Source organism: Streptomyces sp. NPDC058877, from assembly GCF_042742855.1.
GTDB lineage: Bacteria > Actinomycetota > Actinomycetes > Streptomycetales > Streptomycetaceae > Streptomyces.
Genome location: NZ_JBHYMF010000004.1, coordinates 95,707 through 111,006, shown reverse-complemented (window position 1 = coordinate 111,006; position 15,300 = coordinate 95,707). Strand labels below are relative to the sequence as shown.

At 70.7% G+C, this 15,300-nt stretch carries 17 protein-coding genes; 5 read left to right on the top strand and 12 right to left on the bottom strand.

Annotated features, from left to right (window positions below; genetic code table 11):
* Positions 1-167 precede the first annotated feature (167 nt).
* Positions 168-920 (bottom strand): MBL fold metallo-hydrolase, encoded by a 753-nt coding sequence (locus ACFW2Y_RS02245; RefSeq protein ID WP_384872216.1) that lies wholly within the window; start codon positions 918-920, stop codon positions 168-170.
* Positions 921-1,124: 204 nt separating this feature from the next.
* On the opposite strand from ACFW2Y_RS02245, the gene ACFW2Y_RS02240 reads away from it, so the two are divergent.
* Positions 1,125-1,610 carry a type II toxin-antitoxin system PemK/MazF family toxin gene (locus tag ACFW2Y_RS02240; protein WP_384872213.1) on the top strand — a complete coding sequence of 162 codons (486 nt, stop codon included), beginning with the start codon at positions 1,125-1,127 and terminating at the stop codon, positions 1,608-1,610.
* A gap of 91 nt (positions 1,611-1,701) precedes the next feature.
* On the opposite strand, the gene ACFW2Y_RS02235 is transcribed toward ACFW2Y_RS02240, so the two are convergent.
* The 7 genes from ACFW2Y_RS02235 to clpS all read right to left on the bottom strand — a co-directional run bounded on the left by ACFW2Y_RS02235 (position 1,702) and on the right by clpS (position 6,549).
* On the bottom strand, positions 1,702-2,652 hold the full coding sequence (locus tag ACFW2Y_RS02235) for a PLP-dependent cysteine synthase family protein (protein ID WP_384872211.1): 951 nt from the start codon (positions 2,650-2,652) through the stop codon (positions 1,702-1,704).
* A 5-nt stretch (positions 2,653-2,657) separates the two neighbouring features.
* Entirely contained in the window at positions 2,658-2,936 is a 279-nt protein-coding gene (locus ACFW2Y_RS02230; RefSeq protein ID WP_384872208.1) for a MoaD/ThiS family protein, read from the bottom strand.
* 92 nt (positions 2,937-3,028) lie between these two features.
* The gene (locus tag ACFW2Y_RS02225) at positions 3,029-3,145 is read right to left on the bottom strand and encodes a putative leader peptide (RefSeq protein ID WP_384872205.1); all 117 of its coding nucleotides are present in this window, start codon (positions 3,143-3,145) and stop codon (positions 3,029-3,031) included.
* A gap of 253 nt (positions 3,146-3,398) precedes the next feature.
* Positions 3,399-3,824, bottom strand: a complete 426-nt coding sequence (locus ACFW2Y_RS02220; RefSeq protein WP_384872202.1) for a Mov34/MPN/PAD-1 family protein — start codon at positions 3,822-3,824, stop codon at positions 3,399-3,401.
* A gap of 85 nt (positions 3,825-3,909) precedes the next feature.
* Positions 3,910-5,343, bottom strand: a complete 1,434-nt coding sequence (locus ACFW2Y_RS02215; protein ID WP_384872200.1) for an amino acid permease — start codon at positions 5,341-5,343, stop codon at positions 3,910-3,912.
* Positions 5,344-5,659: 316 nt separating this feature from the next.
* Complete coding sequence (locus ACFW2Y_RS02210; RefSeq protein ID WP_384872197.1) at positions 5,660-6,244, bottom strand: DUF2017 domain-containing protein; 585 nt, start codon at positions 6,242-6,244, stop codon at positions 5,660-5,662.
* Complete coding sequence (gene clpS / locus ACFW2Y_RS02205; RefSeq protein WP_384872194.1) at positions 6,244-6,549, bottom strand: ATP-dependent Clp protease adapter ClpS; 306 nt, start codon at positions 6,547-6,549, stop codon at positions 6,244-6,246. The genes ACFW2Y_RS02210 and clpS overlap by 1 nt, the downstream gene beginning before the upstream one ends.
* A gap of 218 nt (positions 6,550-6,767) precedes the next feature.
* Here clpS and ACFW2Y_RS02200 point away from each other — a divergent pair, with 218 nt between their 5' ends.
* Together ACFW2Y_RS02200 and ACFW2Y_RS02195 are read left to right on the top strand one after the other, a co-directional pair.
* Positions 6,768-8,069, top strand: coding sequence for a nicotinate phosphoribosyltransferase (locus ACFW2Y_RS02200; protein WP_384872228.1), 1,302 nt, complete (start codon positions 6,768-6,770; stop codon positions 8,067-8,069).
* 96 nt (positions 8,070-8,165) lie between these two features.
* Positions 8,166-8,765: an isochorismatase family protein gene (locus ACFW2Y_RS02195; RefSeq protein WP_384872191.1), complete on the top strand. Its 600-nt coding sequence runs from the start codon at positions 8,166-8,168 to the stop codon at positions 8,763-8,765.
* Between the two features lie 42 nt (positions 8,766-8,807).
* Here the strand turns inward: ACFW2Y_RS02195 and ACFW2Y_RS02190 are convergent, their stop codons facing one another.
* Positions 8,808-9,119, bottom strand: coding sequence for a hypothetical protein (locus ACFW2Y_RS02190; protein WP_384872188.1), 312 nt, complete (start codon positions 9,117-9,119; stop codon positions 8,808-8,810).
* A 122-nt stretch (positions 9,120-9,241) separates the two neighbouring features.
* Entirely contained in the window at positions 9,242-11,650 is a 2,409-nt protein-coding gene (locus ACFW2Y_RS02185) for an immune inhibitor A domain-containing protein (RefSeq protein ID WP_384872185.1), read from the bottom strand.
* A gap of 324 nt (positions 11,651-11,974) precedes the next feature.
* Here ACFW2Y_RS02185 and ACFW2Y_RS02180 point away from each other — a divergent pair, with 324 nt between their 5' ends.
* Entirely contained in the window at positions 11,975-12,232 is a 258-nt protein-coding gene (locus tag ACFW2Y_RS02180; protein WP_384872183.1) for a hypothetical protein, read from the top strand.
* Positions 12,233-12,259: 27 nt separating this feature from the next.
* Here ACFW2Y_RS02180 and ACFW2Y_RS02175 read toward each other — a convergent pair whose 3' ends face one another.
* Positions 12,260-12,949, bottom strand: coding sequence for an RDD family protein (locus tag ACFW2Y_RS02175; protein ID WP_384872180.1), 690 nt, complete (start codon positions 12,947-12,949; stop codon positions 12,260-12,262).
* 76 nt (positions 12,950-13,025) lie between these two features.
* Positions 13,026-14,462: an RDD family protein gene (locus ACFW2Y_RS02170; RefSeq protein ID WP_384872177.1), complete on the bottom strand. Its 1,437-nt coding sequence runs from the start codon at positions 14,460-14,462 to the stop codon at positions 13,026-13,028.
* 334 nt (positions 14,463-14,796) lie between these two features.
* Between ACFW2Y_RS02170 and ACFW2Y_RS02165 the strand changes: the two genes are divergently transcribed.
* Positions 14,797-15,288 (top strand): SsgA family sporulation/cell division regulator, encoded by a 492-nt coding sequence (locus ACFW2Y_RS02165; protein ID WP_384872175.1) that lies wholly within the window; start codon positions 14,797-14,799, stop codon positions 15,286-15,288.
* Positions 15,289-15,300 lie beyond the last annotated feature (12 nt).

The window sequence follows — 15,300 nt, the reverse complement described above, 5'->3', positions numbered from 1 at the left end:
CCCGCACCCGCACCAGCCACTTCGCAGCACTTCGCCCCGCCGACCAAACGATCGACAGGGCGAAGTAGGCAGGCCCCGAATTAACCAACGGCATCCCATCACGGTTCCGGGGCCCTTCCCGTCGTCACGGGGCGGTCCGGGCGCGGAGCCCGCGGACCTGCCCGGGCTCAGACCTCGTAGACCGCGCCGGGGCGGGCCAGCTCCGACGGGCCCGCGAAGACCTCCCGCGCGTCCGCGAGGTTCTGCTCGCCGTCCGTCCACGGCGGGATGTGGGTGAGGACCAGCCGGCCCACCCCCGCCCGGGTCGCATGGGCGCCGGCCTCCCTGCCGTTGAGGTGGAGGGCCGGGATGTCCTCCTTGCCGTGCGTGAAGGAGGCCTCGCAGAGGAAGAGGTCGGTGCCGTCGGCGAGGTCGTGCAGCGCGTCGCAGACGCCGGTGTCCCCGGAATAGGTGAGCGAACGGCCGCCGTGCTCGATCCGGATGCCGTACGCCTCGACCGGATGGCACACCTTCTCGGTGCGCACGGAGAAGGGACCGATCCGGAAGGAGCCCGAGGTCAGGGTGTGGAAGTCGAAGACCTCGCTCATCGAGGTGGCCGAGGGGGTGTCGGCGTACGCCGTGGTCAGCCGCTGCTCGGCACCCTCCGGCGCGTAGACGGGGATCGCGTCGCAGCGCCCGCCCTCGTGCCGGTAGTAGCGGGCGACGAAGTACCCGCACATGTCGATGCAGTGGTCCGCGTGCAGATGGCTGAGGAAGATCGCGTCGAGGTCGTAGAGACCGATGTGGCGCTGCAGCTCGCCCAGGGCACCGTTGCCCATGTCGAGGAGCAACCGGAAGCCGTCGGCCTCGACGAGGTAGCTCGAACAGGCCGAGTCCGCGGACGGGAACGACCCGGAGCAACCGACGACGGTGAGCTTCATGGAGCGGGAACCTCCGTGGACGGGTGCGGGAAACGCGCTGAGGGAGGGGGAGGCTGTGCGGTCTGTCGAGCCTAAGGCGCACCCGGGCCTGTCGCTCCTTCGGGACGGCCCGTTGTGGGCGAACTCACGGGCGCTGTCACCGGTTCGGATGGATGGGGGGGGCGCCACGGCGAAGCGAACCGTGCGCCGGTACCGTCTTGAGGTATGGACACGTCGTGGTGGCCCGCGCTGGTCGCGGTCGTGGTGCTCGCCCTGGTGGTGGCGGTCGCCGACGGATGGAAGCGGTCGGTGCGCCGCCCGCGGCGGGGGCCTTCGGTCCGCACCCGGCCGCCGGGACGTCCCCCGGCCCGGCCCGCACCGCGCGGCCGGAAGCCGGCGAAGCTGCCGCGGGCCGGCGAGATCTGGTGGGCGGACGTGCCCTACGAGGACGGGCCCGGGTCGAAGGACCGGCCCTGTCTGGTGCTCGCGGTACGGGGGGACAACGCGCTCGTCGCGAAGATCACCAGCAAGTACCACGACGAACGGCCCGGGGTCATCGCGCTTCCGCCGGGTTCGGTGGGCGACGCGCAGGGGCGGCCCAGCTTCCTGGAGACGGACGAGCTGCGGGACGTGCCGGTGTGGGAGTTCCGCCGGAGAGTGGGAACGGCGGACCCGGTCGTCTGGGACCAGGTCCGCCATCTGGCGCGCTGAGCGGCGCGCAGGGGACCGCCGCGGGGCGGGCCGGGCCGCCGGGGACGGCGGCCCGCCGGCTCCTCGGCCGGGAGGTGCCGGCCCGAGGGGGCTATGCCCAGAGCTGGCCCTGGACCGCTTCGATCGCTTCTTCCGTCGTCTTGGCCGTGTAGAGGCCCGTCGACAGGTACTTCCAGCCGCCGTCCGCGACGACGAAGGCGATGTCGGCGCTCTCGCCCGCCTTGAGCGCCTTGTTGCCGACGCCGATGGCCGCGTGCAAAGCGGCACCCGTGGAGACGCCCGCGAAGATGCCCTCCTGCTGGAGGAGTTCGCGGGTGCGGGTGACCGCGTCGGCGGAGCCGACCGAGAAGCGGGTGGTGAGGACGGAGGCGTCGTACAGCTCGGGGACGAAGCCCTCGTCGAGGTTGCGCAGGCCGTAGACCAGGTCGTCGTAGCGGGGTTCCGCGGCGACGATCCTGACGTCGGGCTTGTGCTCGCGCAGGTAGCGGCCGACGCCCATCAGGGTCCCGGTGGTGCCGAGGCCCGCCACGAAGTGGGTGATGGAGGGCAGGTCGGCGAGGATCTCGGGGCCCGTGGTGGCGTAGTGGGCACCGGCGTTGTCGGGGTTGCCGTACTGGTAGAGCATCACCCAGGAGGGGTTCTCCGCGGCGAGCTCCTTGGCGACCCGGACGGCCGTGTTGGAACCGCCGGCGGCGGGGCTGGAGATGATCTCCGCGCCCCACATCGCCAGCAGTTGGCGCCGCTCCTCGCTGGTGTTCTCGGGCATCACGCAGACGATGCGGTAGCCCTTGAGCTTGGCGGCCATGGCGAGGGAGATGCCGGTGTTGCCGCTGGTCGGCTCCAGGATGGTGCAGCCGGGCGTGAGCCGGCCGTCCTTCTCCGCCTGCTCGATCATGTGGAGCGCGGGGCGGTCCTTGACCGAGCCGGTCGGGTTGCGGTCCTCCAGCTTCGCCCAGATGCGGACGTCGTCCGAGGGGGAGAGTCGGGGGAGGCGGACCAGCGGCGTGTTGCCGACCGCCGCCAGCGAGGAGTCGTAGCGCATGTGGATCAGACCATGCCGCCGGCGACGGCCGGCAGGATCGTGACGTTGTCGCCGTCGGTGAGCTCGGTGTCGATGCCGTTGAGGAAACGGACGTCCTCGTCGTTCAGGTAGACGTTGACGAAGCGGCGGAGCTTGTCGCCGTCGACGATGCGGGCCTCGATCCCGGTGTGGCGGGACTCCAGGTCGGCGAAGAGCTCGGCGAGGGTGCCGCCGCTGCCCTCGACGGCCTTGGCGCCGTCGGTGTAGGTGCGGAGGATGGTCGGGATGCGGACCTCGATGGCCATGGCGTGGGCTCCTGTCGGAAGTGGCGTGATGGGCGCGCTGCTGTGGCCCCCGCGCGGAGGGGGTCGTACGGTGAGGGCGCTCGGCAGGTCGCTCAGAGCGCAGCGCGTGACGTACAGATGGCGCTGGCGAGGCGGCACAGGTCGACGTGCAGGCGTGCAACGAGCAGGGTGCTGCTCGGAGTCTCTTCGCTCACGTCATGGAAAACCATGGGCTCATCGTATCGATTCCCGGTCCGGGTTCCGGAATGTGATCTCAGATGGCGGACGCTTGATGACCGACCCGTGGACGGCGCGCGGGGTCGACGGTCGGATCGCCCCGGCCGGACGGGGCCTGGGACCACCACCGCGCCCCCCGGACGCCGGGGGGCGCGGCCCGGTCCGGTCGGCGGGCGCCCTCGCGGCGGACCCCGCCGCACGGCCGCGGAGTGACGCTCGCCACCCGTCCGACCGGACCGCGGGGGTCTACTCGTAGGCCTCGACGACCTTGATCTCCTCCTCCGTCACGACGCCTTCGACGATCGAGTAGGAGCGGAACTGGAAGGGGCCGGCGCCGTCGCTGTCGGCGGTGGAGACGAGGACGTAGTGGGCCTGCGGCTCGTTCGCGTACGAGATGTCCGTGCGGGACGGGTACGCCTCGGTCGCGGTGTGCGAGTGGTAGACGATCACGGGCTCCTCGTCCCGGTCGTCCATCTCGCGGTAGAGCTTCAACAGGTCCGCGGAGTCGAACTCGTAGAAGGTGGGCGAACGGGCGGCGTTGAGCATCGGGATGAACCGCTCGGGCCGTCCGCTGCCGACCGGACCGGCGACGACGCCGCAGGCCTCGTCGGGGTGGTCCGCTCGGGAGTGCTCCACGATCTGGTCGTACAGGGCCCGGGTGATGGTCAGCATGACGACAGGATAAGCAGACGGGCCGCTCCGTACCGAGTCATGGTACGGAACGGCCCGAATGGCGAGACCTTGCAGGTCAGAGGCGTCAGGTTCGCTTGGCGAAGGCGGCGCCCTCGGGGTTGCGGGCCCTGAGCACCAGATAGGAGACGGCGAGGAGCAGGGCCCACACCGGCGCGCCGTACAGCGCCACCCGGTTGTCCTCGTCCATCCCCATGGTCACGATCACCATGCCGATGAAGGCGAGCGAGAAGACGCTGAGCCAGATGCCGCCCGGAGCCTTGAAGGAGGACTGCGGGAGCTCTCCCCGGTCGGCCTTGAGCCGATAGCGGATCTGGCAGAGCAGGATGACGATCCAGGCCCACATGCCGGAGATGGTGGCGAAGGAGACCACGTAGCCGAACGCCTCGCCGGGCCACTGGTAGTTGATCCAGACGCCGACCGTCATCAGTGCGGCCGAGACCGTGGTGCCGACCAGCGGGGTGCCGGACCGGGTCAGCCGGGTGAAGGCCCTCGGACCCTGCCCGTTGAGCGCGAGGTCGCGCAGCATGCGGCCGGTGGAGTACATGCCCGAGTTGCAGGAGGACAGGGCCGCCGTCAGGACGACGAAGTTGACGATCGCGGCGCCGACGCCGAGGCCCATCTTCTCGAAGGCCGCGACGAACGGGCTGACGCCCGGAGCGAATTCGGTCCAGGGGACGACCGAGAGGATCATGAGCAGCGCACCCACGTAGAAGACGGCGATGCGCCACGGAACGGTGTTGATCGCCTTCGGCAGGACCGTCCCGGGGTCCTTGGACTCGCCCGCCGTCACGCCGACCAGTTCCACGGCGAGGAAGGCGAACATCACCATCTGGAGGGACATCAGGGTCGAACCGATGCCGTGCTCCCCGGCGAAGAAGCCGCCGAGGTCCCACAGGTGGGAGACGGAGGCCGTGTCGCCCGCGTCCGAGAAGCCGAGGGTGAGGATGCCGGCACAGATCAGGATCATCCCGACGATGGCGGTGACCTTGACCATGGAGAACCAGAACTCCAGCTCGCCGAAGAGCTTCACGGAGATCAGGTTGGCCGCGTAGAGGACCACCGTGAAGACCAGGGCGGAGAGCCACTGGGGGACGTCCCACCAGTACGTCATGTAGGTCGCCGCCGCGGTGACCTCGGTGATGCCGGTGACGACCCAGAAGAGCCAGTACGTCCAGCCGGTGGCGAAGCCGGCGAACGGGCCGATGAACTCGCGCGCGTACTCCGAGAAGGAGCCCGACACCGGTCGGTACATGAGGAGTTCGCCGAGCGCGCGCATGATGAAGAAGATGACCAGGCCGGCGAGGGCGTACGCGAGGATCAGACTGGGCCCGGCGAGGGAGATGCCCTTGCCCGCACCGAGGAAGAGCCCGGTGCCGATCGCGCCGCCGATCGCGATCATCTGGATCTGACGGGCGCCGAGCGCCCGGTGGTAACCCTCGCCCGGAGCGGAGTCCGCGGTCTCGTCGCCGTCGTGCCGTTCGACCCGTAAGGAGGTCATGGTGGTGCGCCTTTCTCCATGTCGATCCGCACGGGCGCGTGGCCCGTCGCGGGTCGGATCCCGATCCCCCCGGATGTGGATGGAGTGCTACCGGCGGTCGGCCGGCTCCAGCGCCCTCGGGAACAGGGGTGGCGTGCCCGAGCGGTCGTGAAGATCTATCACGGGAAGATCGGCGACCGGGGCGTCCGCCCGTGACGCACGCCACAGGCAAAGGTCCTCAAAGGGGACTCAACACGGCAAGGAGGGCATCCGGATAACACATTCGTTATCCGGATTTGAGCGTCCGCTGAGCGAACTCCCCCGCGGGGGCCGGTCGCTACGGCATCAGGGTGGCGACGAGGGTCTCCTGCAGCGCCCCCAGCCAGAGGTACGCCATCACCATCGGCTTGCGCGGATCGGAGTCGGGCAGCCGGTACAACTGCTCGCTCTCCTCGTCGTCCGTGATCTCCAGCCGGGTCCCGATGGTCAACCGGAGGTCGTTGAGCGCACCGAGCCAGGCCCGGGACTCGTCCGGGGAGAGCTTCAGGACCGCACCGCCCTCCCCCGCCGCCTCGGCGGAGAGGGAGTCCAGGGCGCGCACGACCGCGAGGGCGTCCTCGCGCTTGCGGGCCCGCAGGTCGTTCTCGGTGTAGCGGCGGAAGTCGGAGGCGGCGGCCCGCAACTCCTCGCTGTCGTCGCCGTACGCATCGGGGAAGAGGCGCCGGAGGGCGGGGTCGGACGGCGGCTCGCTCGGCCCCTCGGCGAAGAGCGCGGCCAGCGGATCCGCGTCCGCCGCGGGCTCGTCGCCCGGCCCGATCAGCTCCATGAGCTGGACCGCGAGGGAACGGAGGATGGAGATCTCGACGTCGTCGAGCGCGACGGCCGCACCGCCACCGGGAAGCGCCTCGAACTGCCCGGCCATCAGAAGCGGTCCTGGGAGAGGGTCGCCCACAGGCCGTAGCCGTGCATCGCCTGCACGTCCCGTTCCATCTCCTCGCGGGTGCCGCTGGAGACGACCGCGCGGCCCTTGTTGTGCACGTCGAGCATCAGTTTGTGCGCCTTGTCCTTGGAGTATCCGAAGTACGACTGGAAGACGTACTCGACGTAGCTCATCAGGTTCACCGGGTCGTTGTGCACGAGGGTCACCCAGGGCACGTCGGGTTCGACGACCGCGGAGACCTCCTCGGCCGGTTCCGTACGTTCGATCTCAATAGGCGCGACGCTCACTCACACCATGTTGTCACCCCTGGGGGGGCCTCGCGCAAACGGGGGCGCGCCTCCGGCCCCTGCCCGAGGATAGAAATCGTCAAAGTGACGATTTCTGCGCTAGCATCGCCGCCATGAACGCTGCGGACGGTGTGCTGCCGACGGAAGAGGCGCTCGACGGGGGGACCCCCGGACCGGGCCCGGAAGAACATCGGCCGGAGGGCGGGGTCGGGCGGCGGATGGACGTGCCGTCGACCGCGCTCTTCACCGATCAGTACGAGCTGACCATGCTCCGGGCGGCCCTGCGGGCCGGTACGGCGGACCGGCGGTCCGTCTTCGAGGTCTTCACCCGCCGACTGCCGGAGGGGCGGCGCTACGGGGTCCTGGCGGGCATCGGCCGGGTCCTGGACGCCGTCGAGAACTTCCGCTTCGACCCCGCCGTCCTCGGCTTCCTGGAGGAACACGGCATCGTCGACGGGCCGACCCTGGAGTGGCTGGCCCGCTACCGCTTCTCCGGCGACATCTGGGGGTACCCGGAGGGCGAGGTGTACTTCCCCGGCTCCCCCGTGCTGCGCGTGGAGGGCACCTTCGCGGAGTGCGTCCTCCTGGAGACCGTGATCCTCTCGATCCTCAACCACGACTCGGCCATCGCCGCCGCCGCCTCCCGCATGTCGGCCGCCGCCGGCGGACGGCGGCTGATCGAGATGGGAGCCCGACGCACCCACGAGCTGGCGGCCGTCGCCGCCTCCCGCGCCGCGTACGTCGGCGGCTTCGACTCCACCTCGGACCTGGCCGCCGGCTTCCGCTACGGCATCCCGACCGTCGGCACCTCCGCCCACGCCTTCACCCTGCTCCACGACACCGAGAAGGACGCCTTCCGGGCCCAGGTGGAGGCCCTGGGCCGGGGGACGACCCTGCTCGTCGACACCTACGACGTGGCGGAGGCCGTCCGGACCGCCGTCGAGGTCGCCGGGCCCGAGCTGGGCGCCGTCCGGATCGACTCCGGCGACCTGCTGCTCGTCGCCCACCGGGTGCGGGCCCAGCTCGACGAGCTGGGCGCGCGGGACACCAAGATCGTGGTCACCTCGGACCTCGACGAGTACGCCATCGCCTCGCTCGCGGCGGCCCCGGTCGACGCCTACGGGGTGGGCACCCAGCTGGTCACCGGCAGCGGCCACCCGACCTGCTCCATGGTCTACAAACTGGTCGCACGGGCGGCCTCGACCGCCCCGGGGGCGCCCCTGGTGCCGGTGGCCAAGAAGTCGCTGGGCGGGAAGGCGTCGATCGGCGGGCGCAAGTGGGCGGCCCGCCGGACGGACGCGGACGGGGTCGCCGAGGCCGAGGTCGTGGGCACCGGCCCGGTCCCGCCCGGGCTCGCCGACCGCCAGCTCCTGGTCGAGCTGGTCAAGGGCGGCGAGGTGGTGGCCCGGGAGCCCCTGGAAGCCGCCCGCTCCCGGCACATCGCGGCCCGCGCCGGGCTGCCGATGTCGGCGGTCCAGTTGTCGCGGGGGGAACCGGTGCTGCCGACCGAGTACGCGTAGGCGGCCACCGCCCTCCCGCCGGGACGCCCCCTCCCGCCGGGAGGGGGAAGTCTCTAGGCTCGAACCCACCCCTCCGACCCGCTAAGGACACCCGCCATGCACCGCGCATTGATCGTTGTGGACGTTCAGAACGACTTCTGCGAGGGAGGCAGCCTCGCGGTGACGGGCGGCGCGGACGTCGCCGCCGCCATCACCGACCTCATCGGCCAGACGGCGGGCAACTCCTACCGGCACGTCGTCGCCACCCGCGACCACCACGTCGACCCGGGTGCGCACTTCGCCCCGGCCGGCGAGGAACCGGACTACGCGGCCTCCTGGCCGGTGCACTGCGTGGCCGGCACGGAGGGGGTCGGCTTCCATCCGAACTTCGCGCCCGCCGTCGCCAGCGGCGCGATCGACGCCGTCTTCGACAAGGGCGCCCACTCGGCGGCGTACAGCGGCTTCGAGGGGCGCGACGAGAACGGACGGACGCTCGCGGAGTGGCTCCGCTCGCACGGGGTCGGCGAGGTCGACGTGGTCGGCATCGCCACCGACCACTGCGTCCGGGCCACCGCCCTCGACGCCGCGCGGGAGGGCTTCCGGACCCACGTCCTGCTCGACCTGACGGCGGGCGTGGCCGGAGAGACCACGGAACGGGCCCTGGAGGAGCTCCGGGCGGCGGGCGTGGAGCTGACCGGCAAGCCCGTGGTGGCGTAGCGCCCCGGGGCGGGCCGGGAGGGTCCGTGGCCCCGGGCGGACCTATGCGGCCGGCTCCCCGGGAAGGGAACGGACCGGGTGCCAGAGCTCCTGGGCGGCACCCGGTGTGGACCGCCACAGCAGGCCGTCCGGGTGGTGGAGCACCGCGGTGATCTCGTCCGGGGTGGGCGGCTCGGTGTTGCCGCGGAGGTAGACCGCCCGCAGCCCCAGGTTCCGCAGCCGGGTCAGGGCGCGGGCGCGGTTGGCGGCGTGGACCAGGAAGCGCACCGTGGCACCGTCGCCGGCCGGGCTGGGCAGCCCTATGGCGACGACCACGCTGCCTCCCGGCAGCTTGCAGAACCCTCCGTTGGGCATGCGGAACCACTCCCCCGTGGAACAGATGTCAATAAGAACGGCGTCAGACGCACCTAAACACGATCGGCCGCCGCCCGCTAGAGGGCGACGGCCGATCATGCTTTGACCTGCAGTTTTACCAATTACTTGGTGGAGGGACCAACCCGAACCGTGATCGTCTGGCCGTTCTTCGGCTCCTTGACGACCTGGATCTTGGTGTTGGTGTCAGTTACCTTCACACCGGCCCGCGGGTTCTCGGCGAACCAGTAGACGCCCTTGCGGTCGTCGAAGGTCGGGTTGCCGGCCTGGGACGGGACCCAGGTCGCCTCGCCCGCCTTGTGCAGCTGGAAGCCGTCGGTGCGACGGATGCTGAACGGCGAGTCGTAGGACTGGATGCGGTTGCGCATCAGGGTGCCGTCACGCCACTTCAGCGGGCTCGGGTGGGCGTCGATCGGAAGGACGAGACCCTGGCCCGGGTGCTGCGAGGTGTTGTTGTCCTTCTGCGAGGTGTCCCACAGCCAGATCAGCAGACCGTTCTGGTACGGGTAGTGCTCGACCCAGCTGGCCTTGTCGCCGCTGAAGCCGAAGTTGTACGGGCCGACCTTGAGGGTCGAGTCGTACGACACGTACTGGCGGTTCTCCGCGATGTAGTACTGCTCGTACTCGTTCGTGAAGCCGTTGCCGATGCGCGAGAAGCCCTTGGCGACCCAGCCGTTGTCACCGTTCTCGGCGTTGTCCGAGAAGAGGGTGGCGCCGTCCGCGGTCAGGGTGATGGTGTCGGCCGCGAAGCCCTTGAGCGCGAGGCCGCCGTCCGTCTGGTAGCGGAAGCGCAGGTCGAACTTCTTGCCCGCGTAGGCGTCCAGGTCGTACGAGAGCTTCTTGTACGCACCGGAGATGCCCGTCAGCGCCGGGGTGCCGGAGGCGTCGCGCGGGATCGGCTGACCGTCGACGGTGCCGTCCACGGCGGTCCAGTTGGCACCGCCGTCGGTGGACACCTCGGTGTACAGGTAGTCGTACTCGGCCTCGATGTCGTACCAGCCCTGGAGGTCCAGGGAGGCCGCGCTCTTGCCGGTCAGGTCGACGGAGCGGGTGAGGGTGTTCTTGAGGTCGTCACCCATGTCGCTCCACCACTGGGTGGCGCCCTCGGCGGGAGCCACGATCTCCGTGGTGACCTTCTTCTTCGGCAGCTCGACGAGGAGCGCCTGCGGGTTCTTGGTGTTGTACGCCGAGACGCCCAGCTTGTGGGTGGTCTTGGTGGACCGCTGCCAGTCGCTGACCTTGGCGTAGTTCAGCCAACCGAGCTGGAGCTTGTCCCAGGCGCTCATGTCACCGGGCAGGTCGCCGATGGAGTCCTTGCCCTTGCCGAGCCAGGAGCCCGAGGACATCAGGTCCCAGAAGCCGGTCGAGTTCTCGCCACCGGCCGTGTCGTAGTGGTCCGGCAGACCGAGGTCGTGACCGTACTCGTGGGCGAAGACACCGAGGCCGCCGTTCTCCGGCTGCAGGGTGTAGTCACCGACCCACATGCCGGTGTCACCGATCTGGGTGCCGCCGGCCTTGTTGCTCTCCGGGCCGGTCTTGCCCGCGTTGGTGCCGTAGGCGTACCAACGGTGCGCCCACAGGGCGTCGCCGCCCTGGACGCCGCCACCGGCCGACTCGTCCTCGCCCGCGTGGACGATCTGGAAGTGGTCGATGTAGCCGTCGGGCTCGTTGAAGTTGCCGTCGCCGTCGAAGTCGTAGCGGTCCCACTGGTCGAACTCGGCCAGGCCCGCCTTGATCTCGGCGTCGGTCTTGCCCTGGGCCTTCTGCTGCTCGACCCAGGCGTTCACGCCGTCGCGGACGACGTCCCAGACGTTGCCGCAGTTGGACTGGCCACAGTAGTTCGAGCCGTAACGGGCCTCGTTGTACGGGACCTTGACCCAGTCGGTGACCGCGCCGTCGACCGAGTAGCGACCGGACGAGGTCCGCTCGTAGTAGGTCTTCAGCGAGGCCTTCGGCTGACCCTTGGCGTCCTTGCCGGTACCGAAGTACAGGTCCTGGAAGTGCGCCTGGTTGTAGTCCGCCTGCCACGCCGTCGAGTTGTCCGTGGCGCGGTCGGGCTTGGCTATCTGGTTGTGCAGCGGGCCGGGCGTGCCGCCGTACTTCGGCTTCAGCTCGGTGGTGTCGTCGTCCTTGCGGTCGACCAGGGTCGTGTTGTCGACCTGGTCGCCGAACTCGACGAGGATGGTGAAGATCTTGTCGGTCTTCTCACGGCCGAGCTCGACGTACTTCTTCGCGCCGAGCTTGACGACCTGGGAGCCGCCCCGCTTCTCGACCTTGGCGTCACCGTTCAGCACCTGCTCCAGGGCAGCCTTGCGCTGCTGTTCCTGCTGCTCGCTGAAGGGGCCTTCAAGGTTGTGGTCGACCGTCGTCTTGTCGACGGTCTGGATGCCGACCGGCTCCACGTTTCCGTGGCCGACGGCCCATGCAGTACTGAAGGTCGAGGCGGTGGCGGCGGTGGCCGCGAGCGCCACGACGACTGCGGACGCTCTGATCGCCCGTCGTCTATTGGTCACTTGATGTTGTCCTCCCCGGCGCCCGCGCACTCGGACCGAAGGTGGGGTGTCCGTCCGGCGGGGTCGCGCGTCACAAGTGACGACATTGGATCGGAGTGTGGGAAGAAAAGACAGATCTTGACTTGCACAAGCCAACTGCACTATGCGGGAGACAACTTCCGATTATCGGACGCTCGACGGGCGCATGTGCGGGGGGATTGACGGCTTTCGTGACCCTGTGCGCCCCTTGCGCCTCGGCATCGTGGGTTAGGTCACGCTTACCCCTGGCGCCACCCGGGCATCGACGTCATAGAGTCGGTCGGGAACCCGAGGGACGGATTTGTCATGCTGCGTCCGAACACCGCACAGCTCGCCTACGGTTCGGCCACCGTCGTGCTCGCGACCGTGGCCCTGCTGCTGCTCTCCGGTACGACGACGACGCTCGGCATCGCGGCGGTCTGCGTGGCGACACTGCTGCTCGGGATCCTGGTGGCGGTGACGATGCCGCGACGCGAGCAGCCCGTCAAGCCCTCCGAACGCAAAGAGGTCCGGGTGCCGGCCCAGCGCGTGGGCGCGGGGTCCGACACCCGGATCCCTTCGTGACGCTTCGTCCGCTTCGAGGACCTGGGGTCACTCGGGGGCGCTGACGACCACCGTCTTCGCCGCCTTGTCGTGGAGACCCTGCTTGTACGGCTTGTCCACCATGATGAGGATGAGGATGAGCAACGGCCACAGGCAGGCGCAGCAGATCAGCGCGGGCAGCCAGAGCACGACGGCGCGCAGCAGCGACTGGTTCATCGGGGGCGTCGACCCGTCGTTGAGCATCGCGACCCGCAGCTTCATCAGCTTCTTGCCGACGGTCCGGCCGTTCCTGGCCGTGAGCACGGTGTCGTAGGCGACGTACGCGACGATCGTGATGAGCTGGAAGACCAGTTGGCTGCCGCCGTTGAGGCTGTTGACGGTGTCGCCGAAGCCGTCGCCGTCCTCGGTCGCCCGCTGGTACACGTCGAACGGGATGCCGATGATCGCGAGCGGCACCGCGAGGATCACCCAGTCGATGAGCCGCGCGAGGATCCGGCGACCGGTGTCCGCGAGCGGCGGCATCCCGGAGAGCGGGTCGGTCCCCCCGTACCCCCCGCCGTAGCCGCCGTACGGAGGTGGGGGCGCGCTGTCGTACGGGTTCCCCGGCGGGGGGCCCGGCGGCGGGGGCCCCCCGGGCGGCGGGCCGGCCGGCGGCTCCCCGGCCGGCGGCTCCGGGGGCCTCTTGCTGAAGGGATCGTCCTCGGGCTGCTGGCCGGACGGCGGCTGGTCGGTGCTCATGGGGGCAGTGCATCCCGGACGGGGCGGGCCCGCAAGGAATCACCGCCCGTTCGGGCGACGGGGCACGGGGGGCGCCTCAGCGCGCCACGAAGGTGCGGGCCGCCTTGTCGTGCCAGCACTGGCGCCAGGGGCGGTCGAAGAGGCACCAGATGACGTTCAGGACGCCGATGCCCAGGAGTCCCAGCAGGCCGTAGACGAGCCAGCGACGGAGCGCCTTGCCGAAGGTCGGCGGCTGGTGCGCCTCGATGTCCCGCACCTCGATCCCGCACAGCTTCTTGCCCAGGGTGCGGCCCCATTTGGCGGTGGGCAGCACCTCGTACAGGAGCCCGAGGACGAGCAGCAGGGCGAGCACGATGCCGAGCTGGACGGAGGTGGTCGCGTCCAGGAGCCAGACCTGAACGGTGGTCCCGGTCCGTCTCGCCGCCTCGATCTTGCCCTCGATGTGGTCCACGGCCGCCGTCACGAAGGGCGTGGAAGCAGCGCCGACCAGCGCGCCCAGGACGATGCCGTCGACCAGTCGGGCGAGCAGGCGCCTACCGAGCCCGGCGGGGCGTGCGGCGGCCTGCGCCCGCGCCGCCTGCTGGAAGACGTCGTCGACGGGCGGCTTCCACGGAGCAACCGGCTGCTGCTCCCGAGCCGACTGTTGGGCCTGGGCCTGCTGTTGGGCCTGGGCCTGCTGTTGGGCCTGGGCCTGCTGTTGGGCCCAGGAGGGCGTCGTCGCAGCGGGAGCGGGAGCGGAGGCAGGGGACGGAGCCGGAGCGGGCGCCGGAACCGCCGAAGAGGCGGGAGCAGGGGCAGGTGCGGGGGCGGCGGGAGCAGGGGCGGCAGCCTCCGGAGCCGGGCGGGGCTGCTGGGGCTGCGGCCGGGGGTCCGGGGTCGACGTGGGCACCGGGGTGACCGGCATGCCCCCGAGGCGCTGCGCTCCCGCGGCCGGTCGGGGCTCGGGGACGGCGTCCCCCTCCTCCTCCGGCCCGCTCCCACCCGCCACCGGCCACTCGACCGGGGTGCGCGGATCGGGGGTCCGGGGGGCGCCCCAGGAAACCTTCTGGTCGCGTGCACCGCCGAAGCCCGCCTGTCGGGAGGCGTCGGCCTGCCACGCCGACGCGGGCTCCGGCGCGGCCGGCTCCTCGTCGAGGAAGACGGGTCCGGTCTCCTCGACCGCGGGCACGGGAGCCTGCGCCTGGAGCGGCACGTGCGCGGCGGCTTGGACGGGGGCCGGGGTCTGCACGGACGGCAGGGCCTGTCCGGACGCGGCGGCCCGTGCGGGCGAGGGGGTCGGAGCGGGGGTCGGAACCGGTGCGGGGGCCGGAGCCGGGCTGGTGGCCAGGATCGGGCCGGCCGGGACCGCCGAGGCGGGCGGACCGGGCGGAACCACACCGTCCGCGGGGGCCGGCCGGCTCGTGCCGGGCACCCAGGCTCCCCCGTTCCAGTACCGGATGTATCCGGGAATGGACGGGTCCGGGTAGTACCCCGCCTGCGGTACCTCTTCGCCGCCTCCAGGAGGAGTAGCCACTGCCCCGACTCCGTTCAGTCACAACGCCTTTGATCCGCACGGCAGCGCGCCGGGCGTGCCGCACCCAAGGAGGACAGTAACGAAGAACGTCCCCGGGGGGAGAAGGAGCCCGCGAGAAAGCCCGCCTTCGGGGGGACACGTAACGGAATTGGTCACTCCCAGTGATGTTCGGGCCGATGCATCCCTCGGGGTGGGCCGCCCGGAACACCTCCCCGGGACGGGTCGGGAAAAAACTTCCCGAAAAAACTTCCCGAAGTCGCGTAATGAACCGCGGCCACCCCGCTCTCTCCGGGTGAAGGCCCGCCCGGGGCCGCCCGCGAGAAGGAGCAGGACCATGCAGAACACCGACAACACCGCCGTCGAGCGCGAGCTGGAGCTGAAGCTGGTGCTCTCGCCCGAGCGCTCCGTCCCCGTGCCCGCCCGACTCGCCTACCGCACCGACGACCCGTACGCCGTCCACATCACCTTCCACATCGGCACGGACCACCCGGTCAACTGGACCTTCGCGCGCGAGCTGCTCGTCGAGGGCGTCTTCCGGGCCTGCGGCCACGGGGACGTCCGCATCTGGCCGACGAAGGTCGACGGCCGCGGCGTCATCCTGATGGCGCTCTCCTCCCCCGACGGCGACGCACTGCTCGAAGCCCCGTCCGCGCAGGTGTCCGCCTGGCTGGAGCGGACCCTGCGCGCGGTCCCGCCGGGCACCGAGCCCGAGCGCCTCGGCCTCGACGACGGGCTCGCCGAGCTCCTGGCGACCACGACGGTCGCCGACGAGCTCTGGCTGCGCGACCCGTGGCCGTCGGACGAGTCCCAGGACGGCGAGCTGTGACCCGTACGCCGC